The 14,076-nt window shown below is 70.3% G+C and carries 13 protein-coding genes, 1 tRNA gene and 1 pseudogene; 8 read left to right on the forward strand and 7 right to left on the reverse strand.

The window, feature by feature from the left end; translation table 11 throughout:
- Positions 1-139: 139 nt before the first annotated feature.
- Together AB0D10_RS10125 and AB0D10_RS10130 are read right to left on the reverse strand one after the other, a co-directional pair.
- Positions 140-322 (reverse strand): hypothetical protein, encoded by a 183-nt coding sequence (locus AB0D10_RS10125; RefSeq protein ID WP_360253864.1) that lies wholly within the window; start codon positions 320-322, stop codon positions 140-142.
- Between the two features lie 550 nt (positions 323-872).
- Positions 873-1,343 (reverse strand): NUDIX domain-containing protein, encoded by a 471-nt coding sequence (locus AB0D10_RS10130; RefSeq protein ID WP_360253866.1) that lies wholly within the window; start codon positions 1,341-1,343, stop codon positions 873-875.
- A gap of 17 nt (positions 1,344-1,360) precedes the next feature.
- Here AB0D10_RS10130 and AB0D10_RS10135 point away from each other — a divergent pair, with 17 nt between their 5' ends.
- The 5 genes from AB0D10_RS10135 to AB0D10_RS10155 all read left to right on the forward strand — a co-directional run bounded on the left by AB0D10_RS10135 (position 1,361) and on the right by AB0D10_RS10155 (position 5,627).
- Positions 1,361-2,140 (forward strand): GntR family transcriptional regulator, encoded by a 780-nt coding sequence (locus AB0D10_RS10135; protein ID WP_360253868.1) that lies wholly within the window; start codon positions 1,361-1,363, stop codon positions 2,138-2,140.
- Positions 2,141-2,449: 309 nt separating this feature from the next.
- Positions 2,450-2,875 (forward strand): hypothetical protein, encoded by a 426-nt coding sequence (locus AB0D10_RS10140; protein ID WP_360253870.1) that lies wholly within the window; start codon positions 2,450-2,452, stop codon positions 2,873-2,875.
- Positions 2,872-4,302, forward strand: coding sequence for a replication initiator protein RepSA (repSA, locus tag AB0D10_RS10145; RefSeq protein WP_360253872.1), 1,431 nt, complete (start codon positions 2,872-2,874; stop codon positions 4,300-4,302). Before AB0D10_RS10140 ends, repSA begins: the two co-directional genes overlap by 4 nt.
- Positions 4,287-4,499 carry an excisionase family DNA-binding protein gene (locus AB0D10_RS10150; RefSeq protein WP_360253874.1) on the forward strand — a complete coding sequence of 71 codons (213 nt, stop codon included), beginning with the start codon at positions 4,287-4,289 and terminating at the stop codon, positions 4,497-4,499. The genes repSA and AB0D10_RS10150 overlap by 16 nt, the downstream gene beginning before the upstream one ends.
- Entirely contained in the window at positions 4,500-5,627 is a 1,128-nt protein-coding gene (locus AB0D10_RS10155; RefSeq protein WP_360253876.1) for a site-specific integrase, read from the forward strand.
- 80 nt (positions 5,628-5,707) lie between these two features.
- Here the strand turns inward: AB0D10_RS10155 and AB0D10_RS10160 are convergent.
- Positions 5,708-5,781, reverse strand: a tRNA-Gly gene (locus AB0D10_RS10160).
- A gap of 259 nt (positions 5,782-6,040) precedes the next feature.
- On the opposite strand from AB0D10_RS10160, the gene AB0D10_RS10165 reads away from it, so the two are divergent.
- Positions 6,041-6,277: a hypothetical protein gene (locus AB0D10_RS10165; protein WP_360253878.1), complete on the forward strand. Its 237-nt coding sequence runs from the start codon at positions 6,041-6,043 to the stop codon at positions 6,275-6,277.
- A 71-nt stretch (positions 6,278-6,348) separates the two neighbouring features.
- On the forward strand, positions 6,349-6,924 hold the full coding sequence (gene dcd, locus AB0D10_RS10170; RefSeq protein ID WP_360253880.1) for a dCTP deaminase: 576 nt from the start codon (positions 6,349-6,351) through the stop codon (positions 6,922-6,924).
- A 122-nt stretch (positions 6,925-7,046) separates the two neighbouring features.
- Here the strand turns inward: dcd and AB0D10_RS10175 are convergent, their stop codons facing one another.
- From AB0D10_RS10175 to AB0D10_RS10190, 4 genes and pseudogenes are all read right to left on the reverse strand, one after another.
- Positions 7,047-7,937: a metal-dependent hydrolase gene (locus AB0D10_RS10175; RefSeq protein ID WP_360253882.1), complete on the reverse strand. Its 891-nt coding sequence runs from the start codon at positions 7,935-7,937 to the stop codon at positions 7,047-7,049.
- Positions 7,938-8,023: 86 nt separating this feature from the next.
- Positions 8,024-9,052, reverse strand: coding sequence for a Yip1 family protein (locus AB0D10_RS10180; RefSeq protein WP_360253884.1), 1,029 nt, complete (start codon positions 9,050-9,052; stop codon positions 8,024-8,026).
- A gap of 252 nt (positions 9,053-9,304) precedes the next feature.
- Positions 9,305-10,378: pseudogene (locus AB0D10_RS10185) on the reverse strand (NDP-sugar synthase); the annotation flags it as partial.
- Between the two features lie 347 nt (positions 10,379-10,725).
- Positions 10,726-12,951 (reverse strand): (Fe-S)-binding protein, encoded by a 2,226-nt coding sequence (locus AB0D10_RS10190; protein WP_360253886.1) that lies wholly within the window; start codon positions 12,949-12,951, stop codon positions 10,726-10,728.
- Positions 12,952-13,329: 378 nt separating this feature from the next.
- Between AB0D10_RS10190 and AB0D10_RS10195 the strand changes: the two genes are divergently transcribed.
- On the forward strand, positions 13,330-14,076 hold a 747-nt coding region (locus AB0D10_RS10195; RefSeq protein WP_360253888.1), incomplete at its 3' end, for an Hsp70 family protein.

Genomic DNA, 14,076 nt, shown 5'->3' on the forward strand with positions numbered 1-14,076 from the left:
CGCCCACTCTCCTGGCCCACAAGTGCTCTGACGTGCAGACATCCGGACCTCGGGCCTGCTTCGGCCTCGATCGATGACCCCGCTGTTCACCGTGACTTACCGCCCAACACCGCCCCTTGGGGCACGGATAGGGCACGGCTCAATACGCCTGGCGCTGCCTGTCAGCGGCGTCTCCGGATCGGCCAGCGATGGCTGCGGCGAGCGCCAGCAGAGCTTCGACCTGTGCGACCTGCGTGCGGAGTTCGTAGCTGGATAGCTTGCCAATCTTGACCGGCGCCAAGAGCTGGCTCGCGGCCTGGGCATGTTCTTCGTAGCTGGCCATTCGGGACTCCGATTCGTTGAGATGAGAGCGAAGCCGTACAACGCCGATCCTAGATCCTAAGCCCCCCGTCACTGCTGACACTTCGCCACTGCGAGGGTGGCGTAGCGGTTTTGGCCGGTGTCCTGCCTGGCTTGGGGTCGAGCATGATCGGGGGGCCGTAAGCTGTTGCGACTCGGTCAGGGCTCTTTGGGCCTGACCGCAATTTGGCCGAGTGGCCCCCCGTTCTTGCTCGACGCGGGTCCCGAGCCGGGGAGGTGGGTAAAACCGCGCAGCCGCCCGCCCCCAGCCCCGGCGGGCTCTAACCTCGGCAACCCTCCCGGCCGCACGCTCGACGTGCGCGGCCGGCCGCCGACGGAGCGGGGCGCAGACAGGAGCGACGGCGAGCGGCCAGGGCCGCGCGCTGGCGCGCTGTGCGCGCCCTTGAATCAGTAGCGAAACTCATAACAGTCACCTTCACACCCCACCCCCTCACACCCACTCCCAGCTATCTACCCCTATCCCCATCTCGGCCCGTCTGGGGCGCTTGGCGCGTCCGGCGTTCTCCTCGGCCCTACCCGATCAGCTTCCGGCCGTCATGGGCCCGGATGTGCGGGGCATCGCCCCCGGGGCCGCTCAGTGCGTCAAGGATGCGTACGGCGAAGACCTCGCCCATGCTCTCCCGGACCTCCTGAGGGGTGAACCAGCGGACGGCCGTCGCCTCGTCTGTGGTCTGCTCCTTGCCGCCTTCGACCCGGCAACGGAACACCAGGGCCACGATGCTCCGGTTCATGTTCTTGTAGACGCCGGTCAGTCGCTCCGGCCGAACGAGGAGCCCGGTCTCTTCGAAGACCTCGCGCCGAACGCCGTCCTCCACGGTCTCGCCGAGTTCAAGCACGCCACCCGGAGGCTCCCAGGTGCCGTTATCGGCCCGCTGGATCACCAGGACTCGCCCGTCCTCACGCACCACAGCCCCCGCCACAGACACGGAGTGGAGGGGCGTTGACGCTTTCAGTGCGGGGCTGCTACTCATGTACAGGAGCATAGGAGATGAGTAGGACCATGGCGAGCAATGAGGTGGCCTCGACGGCCAAGTCCAAGTATCTCCAGATCGCGGATGACCTGGCGGCCCAGATCAAGTCCGGGACCCTCGCTCCCGGGGCCTCGGTGCCCAGCGAAGCCGAGCTGATGGAGCGCTACAGCGTGGCCTCCGGCACCGTGCGCAAGGCCATCGCCGAGCTGCGGACAGCTCAGCTCATCGAGACGCACCACGGACGGGGCTCCTTCGTTCGATCCCGCCCGCCAGTGCAACGAAAGTCCTCAGATCGGTTCCGCCGGGCTCACCGGAAGGCCGGTAAGGCGGCCTACCTTGCGGAGGCGGAGCAGTCAGGCGGTACCCCCTCGGTGACGGTCCTCTTCGTCGGCCCGGCCGATGCGCCTGCCGAGATCGCCGAGCGGCTGGGTGTTCCCGCCGGCGCGAAGGTCTTGGCTCGTAAGCGAAGGTACTTCCGGGACGGCGTGCCCACCGAGGAAGCGACCTCGTACCTGCCCTGGGATGTGGTGAAGGACATCCCGGAGATGTTCGCTGAGAACCCTGGCGGCGGAGGGATCTACGCCCGCCTGGAGGAGCACGGCCATACGCTCGCGGAATTCACGGAGACCGTTCGTGCTCGCCTGGCGACCAAGCCGGAGACCTCGGCTCTTGCGCTCAGCCCGGGGGCCCCTGTGATCCATCTGGTCCGGGACGCCATGACCGATGGCGGCCGGGTCGTCGAGGTTTGCGACACGGTGATGGCCGCTGATCAGTTCGTACTGGACTACCGGTTCGCCGCGCGCGACTGACTGTTGGTCAACTCTCGCAACCCGTCCTGGGATTCTTTCTCGTGACGGGTTGACTCATGTACAGGACTCAGGCACTCTTCTATCAGTCACTCATGTACATGAGTGCACAAGGTTGGCCCATGTAGCTGACCTGTGAAATCCCCGGCAGTTGCTCCTCCAAACGGTGTGACTGCCGAGCACGCCGCCACGATCCCCGGCGGTCCTTAGGGGCCGCTGAACACGCCGCCGCCAGCACATGCAGCGGGGACGACGCTCAACCGCCAAGCCGCGCGTCGTCCCCTTCGCCCCTCGTTCAAGGGAGCCTCCATCATGCCTGCTGCCCCCCTCGCCGGTCTCGCCGTCGCGCTCGTCCACTGCCTGTGCGCCGGAACCGGTCGCATCCCGGTCCCGCCGAAGTACCGGGCCGCGCTGGGCGACTTCGTGTCCTGCTCCCTCCACGCCGCCCCCACCGACGCCGACGCCTGCCCGTCCTGCTCGGGGACGCTGCGGGTCGTCGACCTCGACGGCGCCCTGTCCGGCGCCACCGGCGCCTTCGTGCCGTGCGACTGCATCGGCAGCCACCACTACGGCCGGTACGGCGCCTGCCCGTGCCACATCGACGTGTGGGACGACAACGACGGCCACACCGGCTGGGTCCCGGTCCCGCTGAACGAGTGGACCGACGACGCCCCGTACTTCCGGCCCTGCCCCGAGCACACCCCGAACGCCCGGCCCGTCCTGGCGGTGGCCGCGTGACCCACGCTCCCGTTCTCCCCGGCGGGGTGGACCGGCTGGTCCTCGCGGACCTGGCCCGGCTCGCCTCCCGGGGCGACCTCCCCAAGCTTCAGGACCAGTTACGCCGGACCGGCGGCTGCTCCAACCCGATCCACCTCAAGGGCTTCCGCACCCTCACCCACGCCCCGACCGGCGCCGTCTGGCACCGCTACTCCACCGAGCACGAACCCGGCCAGCGCCTCAAGGTCGCCTGCGGCAACCGCCGCTCCTCCCGCTGCCCCTCGTGCGCCCGCACGTACTCGGCGGACACCTTCCACCTGATCCGCGCAGGACTCGCCGGAGACACCGCCAAGGGCGTCCCGGCCACGGTCCGCTCGCATCCCCGCGTCTTCGCCACCCTCACCGCACCCAGCTTCGGCCCGGTCCACAACCGGCCCGACAAGGGCACCTGCCGCTGCGGGTTCGACCACCCGGCCGGGTCGCTCCTGCTCGGGACGCCGCTGGACCCGGAGACGTACGACTACGGGCACGCGGTGCTGTGGAACAACCACGCCCCGGACCTGTGGCGCCGCTTCACCATCTACCTGTTCCGGACCATGGCGAAGATGGCCGGGCTGTACCAGTACGAGTTCAAGGAGCAGGCGAAGATCTCGTTCGGCAAGGTCGCCGAGTACCAGCGCCGGGGCGCCGTGCACTTCCACGCCGTGATCCGCATCGACGGACCCAAGGGTCCCGGCACGCCGCCGCCCGGCTGGGCGACGGTCGCGCTCCTGGACGCTGCGATCCGGGCCGCCGCCCGCCGCGCCGGCGTTCCCGTCGCCGCCGGAGGTGACCAGCCTGCCCGCGTCCTGGGGTGGGGAACGCAGGTCGATGTCCGCCCGATCGGCGCCTTCTCGACCGGCGAGATCACGGAGCAGGCGGTGGCCTCGTACGTGGCCAAGTACGCCACCAAGTCCGCTGAGACCACCGAGACGGTGGACCGCCGCATCCTGGAGCGCCACGAACTCGACCGGCACGATCTGCCCGCCCACACCCGCCGGCTGATCGAAGCCTGCTGGGACCTCGACCGGCACTACCCGGGCCGCCTGCTCGCGCACTGGTCCCACATGCTCGGCTTCCGCGGTCACTTCTCCAGCAAGTCCCCCACCTACTCGACCACCCTCGGCGCCCTCCGGCAGGTCCGCGCCGACTACCGCGCCGAACAGGCCCGCACCGAACTCCGGGAACGGCTCCTCGCCGCCGGACTGCCGGACCTGGACGACCTGCCCGAAGCGGAGACGCTGGTCGTCGCCCACTGGGCCTTCGCCGGCGCCGGGAACTCCCCGGGCGAATCCCTGCTCGCCGCCAGCATCGCCCGGGACCTGCACGAACGCCACACCACCGACCGACAGGAGATGCGCGCACAACTCGCGCAAGAGGAGGGGAACGACGCATGGACCGTCTGCTGACCGTCAAGGAGGTGGCCGAGCGCCTCGGCACCTGGGACACGAGCGGGGAACGCTTCCCGCGACGCCTGGTCGCGGAACGCCGGATCGCCTTCGTCAAGGTCGGTCGCCACGTCCGGATCACGGAATCGGCCCTCGCCGACTACGTGACCGCCAACACCATTCAGCCCCGGTCCCGCCGACTGCGGGTGGTGGCCTAAGTGGCAAGCAGGCGAAGGCAGTTCGGCCGCATCCGCAAGCTCCCGTCCGGCCGATTCCAGGCCCGGTACCTCGACCCGACCGGCCTCCTTCGGCCGGCGCCGGAGACCTTCGAGACGAAGACCGACGCGGATGACTGGCTGGCCGAGATGCAGACCAGCATCCGGAAGAAGGACTGGCGCGACCCCGACGCCGGGGCGGTCAACTTCGCCAAGTACGCCGACGCCTGGATCACCGAGCGTGGTCTGATGCCGACCACCGTGGAGCTGTACCGCCGACTGCTGCGGCTGCACCTCGAACCGACCTTCGGGGACCTCGACCTGGACGAGATCACGCCTCCGCTCGTCCGCGCCTGGCGGGCCGAACTCCGGGCCACCGGCAAGCACACCACGGCCGCGAAGGCGTACCGCCTGCTGAAGTCCATCATGGCCACCGCGACTGATGACGAGTTGATCCGCCGGAACCCGTGCCGGATCAAGGGCGCTGGCAAGGAGTCGGCCGAGGAGCGCGGAGTCGCCAGCATCGAGAAGGTCTACGAGCTGGCCGAGTTGGTGGGGCTGCGTTGGCGCGCCATGGTCCTGCTCGCCGCCTTCACGACGCTCCGCCCGGAGGAGCTGGCTGAACTGCGACGCAAGGACATCAACCTTGTGGCCGGTACGGTTCAGGTCCGGCTCGCGGCCCCCGAACTCAACACCGGCCGGCGGGCGCTCGGCCACACGAAGTCCGCAGCGGGCAAGCGGGTCGTCACTATCCCCGCGGCTGTCCTGCCTGATGTCCGGCTGCACCTGGAGCTGTTCGCGGAGAAGGAGCAGGAGGGTCTGCTGTTCGTCGGCGAGAAGGGTGCCCCGTTCCGCCGGACCACCTTCGGCCGGGTGTGGAGAAAGGCACGCGCCAAGGCGGGCATGCCGGGCTTCCGCTTCTACGACCTTCGGCACACCGGCAACACCCTGGCCGCCGCGACCGGGGCCAGCCTCAAGGAGCTGATGGCCCGCATGGGGCAGTCCTCCGTCCGAGCCGCGCTGATCTACCAGCACGCGACCAGCGAGCGGGACAAGAAGATCGCCGATGGCATGGACGCCGAGATCACCCGCACCCTCGGCCGGGGCACGACACCGCCCAACCAGTCGTAGGGGCACGCAAGAGACACGGAAGCCCGGAAATGCAAAAGGCCCAGCTCGGGGATCATGCCCCTGAGCTGGGCCTTTACTGCTGGAGCGGGCGACGAGAATCGAACTCGCGCTCTAAGCTTGGGAAGCTCATGTTCTACCATTAAACTACGCCCGCCTGATGAGCCGTCAGAGACCGCTCGATCCAGTGTCACTGTACCCCATCCGTGACTGCGCTTGCACGAGGGGTCCGGGGCGCGGCGGTGCCGGGTGGGGGCGGGCGCGGGGGCGTACTGTGTGGGCCGCGTACGAGTGCTCCGGCGGGTGGGGTCGGGGCGGCGAGCCACGATGAGGAATGTCCGGAACATCCCCTAATGTGACGCTGTCCCGGGGCCCGGCCGCCGGGCGTGTGAGTACCGGTGAGTACTGGGTTAGGGATGGGAAGGGGATCGATGGAGCAGCGCGCCGTCGTTCGTTGTGCCGAGGGGCACCTGTTCAGCACCACCACGTTCCCGATGCAGAACCTCGGTCCGGGCCGGATCGGCCCCGGTCGGCTGATCCGCTGTCCGCAGTGCGGACGGCTGCGGAGCTCGGTGCTGGCCGACGTGCGGGAGCTGTCGGAGCCGCAACTGGCGCAGGCGATGCGGCTGGAGGCCGCGGAGTTCCTGGCCTGACGGCGGGCGGACGGATGCGTGGGCCCCGGACGGATTCGTCCGGGGCCCTTTCTTGCACGTAACCTCGAAGCGTGCTGCTCTCTGACAAGGACATCCGGACCGAAATCGACCTGGGCCGGGTCTCCATCGACCCGTTCGACCCGGCGATGATCCAGCCGTCGAGTATCGACGTGCGCCTCGACCGCTTCTTCCGCGTGTTCGAGAACCACAAGTACCCGCACATCGACCCCTCCGAGGAGCAGCCGGACCTGACCCGGCTGGTCGAGCCGGAGGGCGAAGAGGCGTTCATCCTGCACCCGGGCGAGTTCGTGCTGGCCTCGACGTACGAGGTCATCACGCTGCCCGAGGACGTGGCCTCCCGGCTGGAGGGCAAGTCGAGCCTGGGCCGGCTGGGCCTGCTCACCCACTCCACGGCGGGCTTCATCGACCCCGGCTTCAGCGGCCACGTGACGCTGGAGCTGTCGAACGTCGCGACGCTGCCGATCAAGCTGTACCCGGGTATGAAGATCGGGCAGCTCTGCCTGTTCCGTCTCTCCTCGCCGTCGGAGCACCCGTACGGCTCGGAGCGCTACGGCTCGCGCTACCAGGGCCAGCGCGGCCCGACGCCGTCCCGCTCGTACCTGAACTTCCACCGCAGCAAGGTCTGATCCGCAGGACCGCAGACCCGCGGAGCCGCACGCAGACGGGCGGCCACCCCTCACGGTGAGGGGTGGCCGCCCGCGGTGCTTCCGGCGGACCTCAGGCCCGCTCCCGGTGCTTCCGGCGGACCTCAGGCCCGCTTGGGGCTGGTGACGGCGACCAGTTCGGTGCCGTCCTCGGACAGCCGCAGTTCGGTACGCAGTTCGGCCAGCTCGCCGAGGTGGTGCAGGTGGGTGCCGCCGCAGAAGATCTGCGCGCCGCCCTCGGGGAGCTCGCAGTGCCACTGGCGGCGGGCGGTGAGTTCGGGGCCGGGCACCTCGATGCGGACCGGGGCGTCGGCGGCGACCCAGGCGGCGAGCCGGGCGTTGACGTCCTCGGTGAGCGCGGGCAGGGCGTCGGCCAGGGCGGGGAACTCCTCGGTGGCGTCCGCCGTGAAGCCCTTCTTCTTGAGCGACTTGCCGAGCCGGTAGGTGTCGGTGCTGGCCTCGGTGTCCATCACCGAGCTCGCCATGGCGAGGCTGTCGAAGTCGGGGTTGCCGAAGGCGTCCGAGCGGCCCGGGTCCTTGCGCCAGCGCGGGGCGAGCGCCGCGTTGAGGGCGAGGGCGAGCAGGTGGCAGCCGCTGTGGGAGGCGCTGAGGGCTCCCCGGCGGCCGGCGTCGACGGCGAGCGCGGCGGTGCGGCCGGTGATGTCGCCGGGGTCGGCGTCGAGGACGTGCAGGACCAGCCAGGACCATTCCTCGTCACCGCGCCGGACCGGGATGTCGGCGCCGACCAGCAGCGCGTCGTCCTCCGGGCCCACGGCACCGGTCAGGCAGTCGACGACGGCGAACTCGGTGCCGTCGACGGTGAGGGTGCCGTGGTCGGCGGGCTGGTCGGGCCAGGTGTGGTCGAGCGGGTGGAACGGGGTCACCGCGGTCACGACGGCGTACCGGCCGTCGGCCAGCGGGTGCACCGCGAGCACCGGGGACTCGCCGGTCACCGCCCCGGCCGGGAAGCTGACGTGGGTGGTGGGGAGGGTCATGCCTGGCTCCGGTGGACGTGGGACGACGAGGGTGGACGGGCCCCGGCGCTCGGCCGCGGCCCGTCCACCATTCTGCCCTTCGCCCGTCAGCCCAGTGTCGGCAGCTTGATCAGCACCAGCAGGGCGATCAGCTGCAGCGCCGAGGCGGCGGCGGCCTTGCCCCAGGGCAGGTCGTGCAGCCGCCGGACCATGCAGGTCAGCAGGTACGCGCAGAGCGCCCAGGTCGCCCAGCCGACGACCTGGACGACGGGGCTGCCGGAGGGCAGCACCAGGTCGAGCAGCAGCCGGGGGGCGTCGGTGAGCCAGCCGATGAGCGCGGCCAGGCCGACGGTCGACTTCCACGGCCCGTCGCCGCCCAGCTGGCGGGCCAGCGCGTAGGTGACCCCGCCGAAGACCGCGCCGACGACGGTGAAGCAGACGGCGGCGGCGAAGATGCCGGTCAGTGCGACGGTGAAGGTGGAGTTGACGATGTCGTCGTGGGTCAGCCCGATGCCGAGCACCGCGAGCGAGCCGTACAGCAGCGAGACGGTGAGGGCGGGCAGCCAGACCTGGTGGTCACGGGTGCGGTCGAACATCGCGGTCGGGCTGCGGAAGAGGCCGACGAACAGCTCGCGCCAGTGCGGCCGGGGGCCGGCGACGTGCGGGGCCGACTGACCGCCGGCCCGGTAGACGGCGACGTTGTCCTGGCCGTACGACGCCTGCTGCTCGTGCGCCTGCTGCCCGTACGGCTGCTGCTGCCCGTGGCCGTCGTGGGCGTAGCCGTCCGGCGGGTACTGCCCGTACCGGCCCTGGTCCGGGTACTGCCCCTGGTCGTACTGCCGCTGGTCGTAGTGGCCCTGGTGCGGGGGTTCCTGCCCGTACGGGCCGCCGCCCGGGTACGGGTCGCGCGTCGGGAACGCGCGGGTGTTCCCCGGCCGGTCGGCCGCGTACGGGTCGTACCCGTCGTCGGCCGTTCCCGCCGGGCCCCCCGCGGCTTCCGGGTGCGGGGCCGTGAAGAACTCCGGCCCGTCCGTCCGCCCGTGCCCCCCGGGCGCCCCCGGCGGCGGCGGAGGGGCCGACCACCCGCCGTGCGGGCGGTCGGAGCCCTGACCGCTGTCGTATCGATTACCAGCCACGCTCTGAAGGTACCCGTCCGGCCCGGGCCCCGTCGGCCTCTGACGGAGCCGGGGCCGGTTTGCAGCGAGGCTGAGACGAACAGGGCCGAAAGCCGCCCCGGGGCCCCGGGAAACCGGACGACCGGATCGCGCGCGACCCGAGGACCGGAGGAGCCGGAGCGGCCCGGGAGGGCCGGGCTACCGCTGCGCGGTGACCGACGGGCCGTGCACCGCCGCCGCCGCGCTGGTACCGGCCGGGCAGCCGCCCGGGCCGGCCGAGGTCCGGACGGCACCGACCGGCAGCAGGGTGCCGCAGGCGATCCGGATGCCGGTCGGGAGCTCGTTGTCCGACTCCACGATCGCGCCGTCGCCGATCACCGCGCCGTCCAGCGCCGAGCGGTCGCCGACGGTGGCGTAGGCGCCCACGATCGAGTCCTTGACCAGGGTGTCCGGGCCGATCACCGCGCCCGGCAGGATCACGCTGCCCTCGACGATCGCACCGGCCTCGACCACCGCGTCCGCGGAGATCACGGTGCCGCCGCTGAGCACCGCGCCCGGGTGGACGGTGGCGCCGGGCAGCAGCAGGGCGTCGCCGGTCGGGCCGGGGACGGCCGGGGAGTCGACCTTGCCGAGCACCAGGTCGGCCGAGCCCCGGACGAAGGCGGCGGGGGTGCCGAGGTCCAGCCAGTACGAGGTGTCGACCACGCCGCGCAGCAGCGCGCCGGTGGCCAGCAGCTCGGGGAAGGTCTCGCGCTCGACGGACACCTCGCGGCCGGCCGGGATCCGGTCGATCACGGAGCGGGTGAAGACGTAGCAGCCGGCGTTGATCTGGTCGGTGACGATCTGCTCGGGCGTCTCCGGCTTCTCCAGGAACTCCAGTACCCGCCCGTTCTCGTCGGTCGGGACGAGACCGAAGGCGCGCGGGTCCTCGACCCGGGTGAGGTGCAGGGTGACGTCGGCCCCGGCGGCCACGTGGCCGTCGCGCAGGGCGGCGATGTCGACGCCGGAGAGGATGTCGCCGTTGAAGACCAGGACCGGCTCGTCGGGGCCGCAGGTCAGGCCGGAGGCGGCGTTGCGGATGGCCCCGCCGGTGCCCAGCGGCTCGCGCTCGGTCAGGTAGACCAGCTCGATGCCGTACGGGGTGCCGTCCTGGAAGTGGTCCTCGAACACCTCGGCCAGGTACGAGGTGGCCAGCACGACGCGGGTGACGCCGGCGGCGGCCGCCCGGGCCAGCTGGTGCGCGATGAAGGGGACGCCTGCCACGGGCAGCATGGGCTTGGGGGTGTGGGTGGTCAGCGGACGCAGTCGCGTGCCCTTACCACCGACCAGCATGATCGCCTCGGTCATGGTCTGCGCTGTTCCCCTTGTGGTCTCTGCGGTCCGGCCCGGCGGGCCGGCGCCTCCGTCGGTGTTCTGGACCCGTCCGTCCGGCCGGCGCGGGTCGGCGCCCGTCCGGCCTTGCGCCCGGAACGGGTGGACCGGCACGGAGCCGGTCCGGCGCCTACTGTATTTCCTTCCGACCGAATGCCCGTCCGGCGCCCGTGCGACGGACGTCACTCCCCGTCCGCCCGCCGTACCGCCGAGGGCCACCGCAGTACCCCGAAAGCCCGGCCCGGCGGGCGCGTTGGCGGCGTCCACCGGGCCGGGCAGTTGTAGCAGAACTGTCGAACAGCGGGCTTCCGGGCCGCGGACGGCTACGCGTCCACGGTCTCCGGGTGCTCCTCGGCCTCGGCCGGCGGGGTGGCCTTCACCGAGTCGAGCAGCAGCTGGGCGACGTCGACGACCTTCAGGTGCTCCTTGGCCGCGCCCTCGTTCTTCTTGCCGTTGACCGAGTCGGAGAGCATCACCAGGCAGAACGGGCAGGCGGTGGAGACGATGTCGGGGTTGAGCGACAGCGCCTCGTCCACGCGCTCGGTGTTGATCCGCTTGCCGATGCGCTCCTCCATCCACATCCGGGCGCCGCCGGCGCCGCAGCAGAAGCCGCGCTCCTTGTGGCGGTGCATCTCCTGCTGGCGCAGACCGGGGACCTTGTCCATGATCTCGCGCGGCGGGCTGTAGACCTTGTTGTGGCGGCCCAGGTAGCAGGGGTCGTGGTAGGTGATCAGGCCCTCGACCGGGTTGACCGGGACGAGCTTGCCCTCGTCGATCAGGTGCTGCAGCAGCTGGGTGTGGTGGATCACCTCGAAGTGACCGCCGAGCTGCGGGTACTCGTTGGCGATGGTGTTGAAGCAGTGCGGGCAGGTGGCCACGATCCGCTTGGTCGGGGCGTCCTCCAGCGCGGCGTTCAGCGTCTCCACGTTCTGCGCGCCGAGCATCTGGAACAGGAACTCGTTGCCCAGGCGGCGCGGGGAGTCACCGCTGCAGGTCTCCTCCTTGCCGAGGATGGCGAACTTCACGCCCGCGGTGTGCAGCAGCTCGGCGAAGGCCTTGGTGGTCTTCTTGGCGCGGTCCTCCAGGGCGCCGGCGCAGCCGACCCAGTAGAGGTACTCGACCTCGGCGGGGTCGATGTCCTCGCCGATCACGGGCACCTCGATGCCGGTGTCCTTCTTGAGCTCCTTGACCCAGTCGAGGCGGGCCTTGGTGGCCATGCCCCACGGGTTGCCCTTGTTCTCCAGGTTCTTGAGCATCGTCCCGGCCTCGGTCGGGAAGTTGCTCTCGATCATCACCTGGTAGCGGCGCATGTCGACGATGTGGTCGATGTGCTCGATGTCCACCGGGCACTGCTCGACGCAGGCGCCGCAGGTGGTGCAGGACCACAGGACGTCCGGGTCGATGACGCCGTTCTCCTCGGCGGTGCCGATCAGCGGGCGCTCGGCCTCGGCCAGGGCGGCCGCCGGGACGTCCTTGAGCTGCTCGGGGGTGGCCTGCTCGTTCCCCTCCGCGTCCTTGCCGCCGCCGGCCAGCAGGTACGGCGCCTTGCCGAAGGCGTGCTCGCGCAGGCTCATGATCAGCAGCTTGGGCGAGAGCGGCTTGCCGGTGTTCCAGGCCGGGCACTGCGACTGGCAGCGGCCGCACTCGGTGCAGGTGGAGAAGTCGAGGATGCCCTTCCAGGAGAAGTGCTCGACCTGGGAGACACCGAAGACGGCGTCGTCGGCCGGGTCCTCGAAGTCGATCGGCTGGCCGTTGCTGGTCATCGGACGGAGCTCGCCGAGGGCGGTGCCGCCGTCCTCCTCGCGCTTGAAGTAGATGTTGAAGAAGCCGAGGAAGCGGTGCCAGGCGACGCCCATCGAGGGGTTGATGCCGATGGTGGTGGCCCACGCGAACGAGATGCAGATCTTCAGCATCGCGAACAGGTAGATCAGGTTCTCCAGCGTGCCGTGCGACAGCCCGCTGAGCGCGGAGACCAGCGGGTACGAGACCAGGTGCTCCGGTCCGTACGAGTCGACGCCGTCGAGGGCGCCCTCCAGCGCGCGCAGCATCAGGATGCAGAGGCCGATGCCGAGGATCGTGTACTCGACGTAGAAGGCCTGCCAGGCGATCGAGCCGGCGAACCGGGACTTGCGGCCGGACCGCGACGGCAGGCTCATCAGCCGGATCACGATCAGGGTCAGGATGCCCAGCGTGGTCAGGGTGCCGACCAGCTCGACGAAGAGCTGCCAGATCATCCAGTGACCGATGATCGGCAGCGCGAAGTCGGCGTCGAACAGCTGGCCGAAGGCGTTGACGATGGTCAGCACCAGGCTGAAGAAGCCGACGGCGACGAACCAGTGGGCGATGCCCACGATCCCCCAGCGGTTCATCCTGGTGTGGCCGACGAACTCGACGGCCACGGTCTTGACGCGCTGGGCGGGCTGTCCGAAGCGGGTGGAGTCCGCCGCCCCGGTGCGCACCACCTTGTAGATGTACAGCGCCGCACGGGCGGCGAGCGCGGTGCCGATCACGAATGTGACCAGCGAGATGACGATCGCTGCTAGCTGCATCGGCTCTCCGTCTCCTGCGGCTTTGCGGTTGAGCAGTCTCTGTGGTTCTACGGCTGTCGACTTGAGTGTACTGGTCGGTAACTTGCCGGGCCGACGGCCCGGACATTACAGGTCGCCAACAGCTCTCCAGAAGGTTCCCAAGCTATGGCGGCAGTCACGTGTCCGCACCCCCGCCACGACGGGACCGCGACCCCCCGCCCGCGCGGACCGTCCGTACCCCACCGAATCCACCCGCCCCCGGAGCCGCCCCGCCGGGCCCCCGCGGCACGGTCCGGCTCAGCAAAGTTGAGCGACTCGCACTCATGCCTGTTGACGCTGCCCACCGGGTCATGCATCCTTGAGCCCGTAAAGCTCAACTCTTCCGTGGAGGTATCTACGATGGCACGCGCGGTCGGCATCGACCTCGGTACGACGAACTCGGTCGTCAGCGTTCTGGAGGGTGGCGAGCCCACCGTCATCACGAACGCCGAGGGCGCCAGGACCACGCCGTCCGTCGTCGCCTTCGCCAAGAACGGCGAGGTCCTGGTCGGCGAGGTGGCCAAGCGTCAGGCGGTCACCAACGTCGACCGGACCATCCGCTCGGTCAAGCGCCACATGGGCACCGGGTGGAAGATCAACCTGGACGGCAAGGACTTCAACCCGCAGCAGATCAGCGCCTTCATCCTGCAGAAGCTGAAGCGGGACGCCGAGGCCTACCTGGGCGAGACGGTCACCGACGCCGTCATCACCGTCCCGGCGTACTTCTCGGACTCCGAGCGCCAGGCCACCAAGGAGGCCGGTGAGATCGCGGGCCTCAACGTCCTGCGCATCGTCAACGAGCCGACCGCGGCCGCCCTCGCGTACGGCCTCGACAAGGACGACCAGACCATCCTGGTCTTCGACCTCGGCGGCGGCACCTTCGACGTCTCCCTGCTGGAGATCGGCGACGGGGTCGTCGAGGTGAAGGCCACCAACGGTGACAACCACCTCGGTGGTGACGACTGGGACCAGAAGGTCGTCGACCACCTGGTCAAGGTCTTCCAGAGCGGCCACGGCGTCGACCTGTCCAAGGACAAGATGGCCCTGCAGCGTCTGCGCGAGGCCGCCGAGAAGGCCAAGATCGAGCTGTCCTCGTCCTCCGAGACC

It is taken from the genome of Kitasatospora sp. NPDC048545, from assembly GCF_040651155.1.
Taxonomy (GTDB): Bacteria; Actinomycetota; Actinomycetes; order Streptomycetales; family Streptomycetaceae; genus Kitasatospora.

Excerpts from the sequence above, each read along its gene's own strand:
- AB0D10_RS10125 (WP_360253864.1), bottom strand. The coding sequence starts at position 322 with ATGGCCAGCTACGAAGAACATGCCCAGGCCGCGAGCCAGCTCTTGGCG.
- AB0D10_RS10130 (WP_360253866.1), bottom strand. The coding sequence starts at position 1,343 with ATGCTCCTGTACATGAGTAGCAGCCCCGCACTGAAAGCGTCAACGCCC.
- AB0D10_RS10135 (WP_360253868.1), top strand. The coding sequence starts at position 1,361 with ATGGCGAGCAATGAGGTGGCCTCGACGGCCAAGTCCAAGTATCTCCAG.
- AB0D10_RS10140 (WP_360253870.1), top strand. The coding sequence starts at position 2,450 with ATGCCTGCTGCCCCCCTCGCCGGTCTCGCCGTCGCGCTCGTCCACTGC.
- AB0D10_RS10150 (WP_360253874.1), top strand. The coding sequence starts at position 4,287 with ATGGACCGTCTGCTGACCGTCAAGGAGGTGGCCGAGCGCCTCGGCACC.
- AB0D10_RS10165 (WP_360253878.1), top strand. The coding sequence starts at position 6,041 with ATGGGAAGGGGATCGATGGAGCAGCGCGCCGTCGTTCGTTGTGCCGAG.
- AB0D10_RS10175 (WP_360253882.1), bottom strand. The coding sequence starts at position 7,937 with ATGACCCTCCCCACCACCCACGTCAGCTTCCCGGCCGGGGCGGTGACC.
- AB0D10_RS10190 (WP_360253886.1), bottom strand. The coding sequence starts at position 12,951 with ATGCAGCTAGCAGCGATCGTCATCTCGCTGGTCACATTCGTGATCGGC.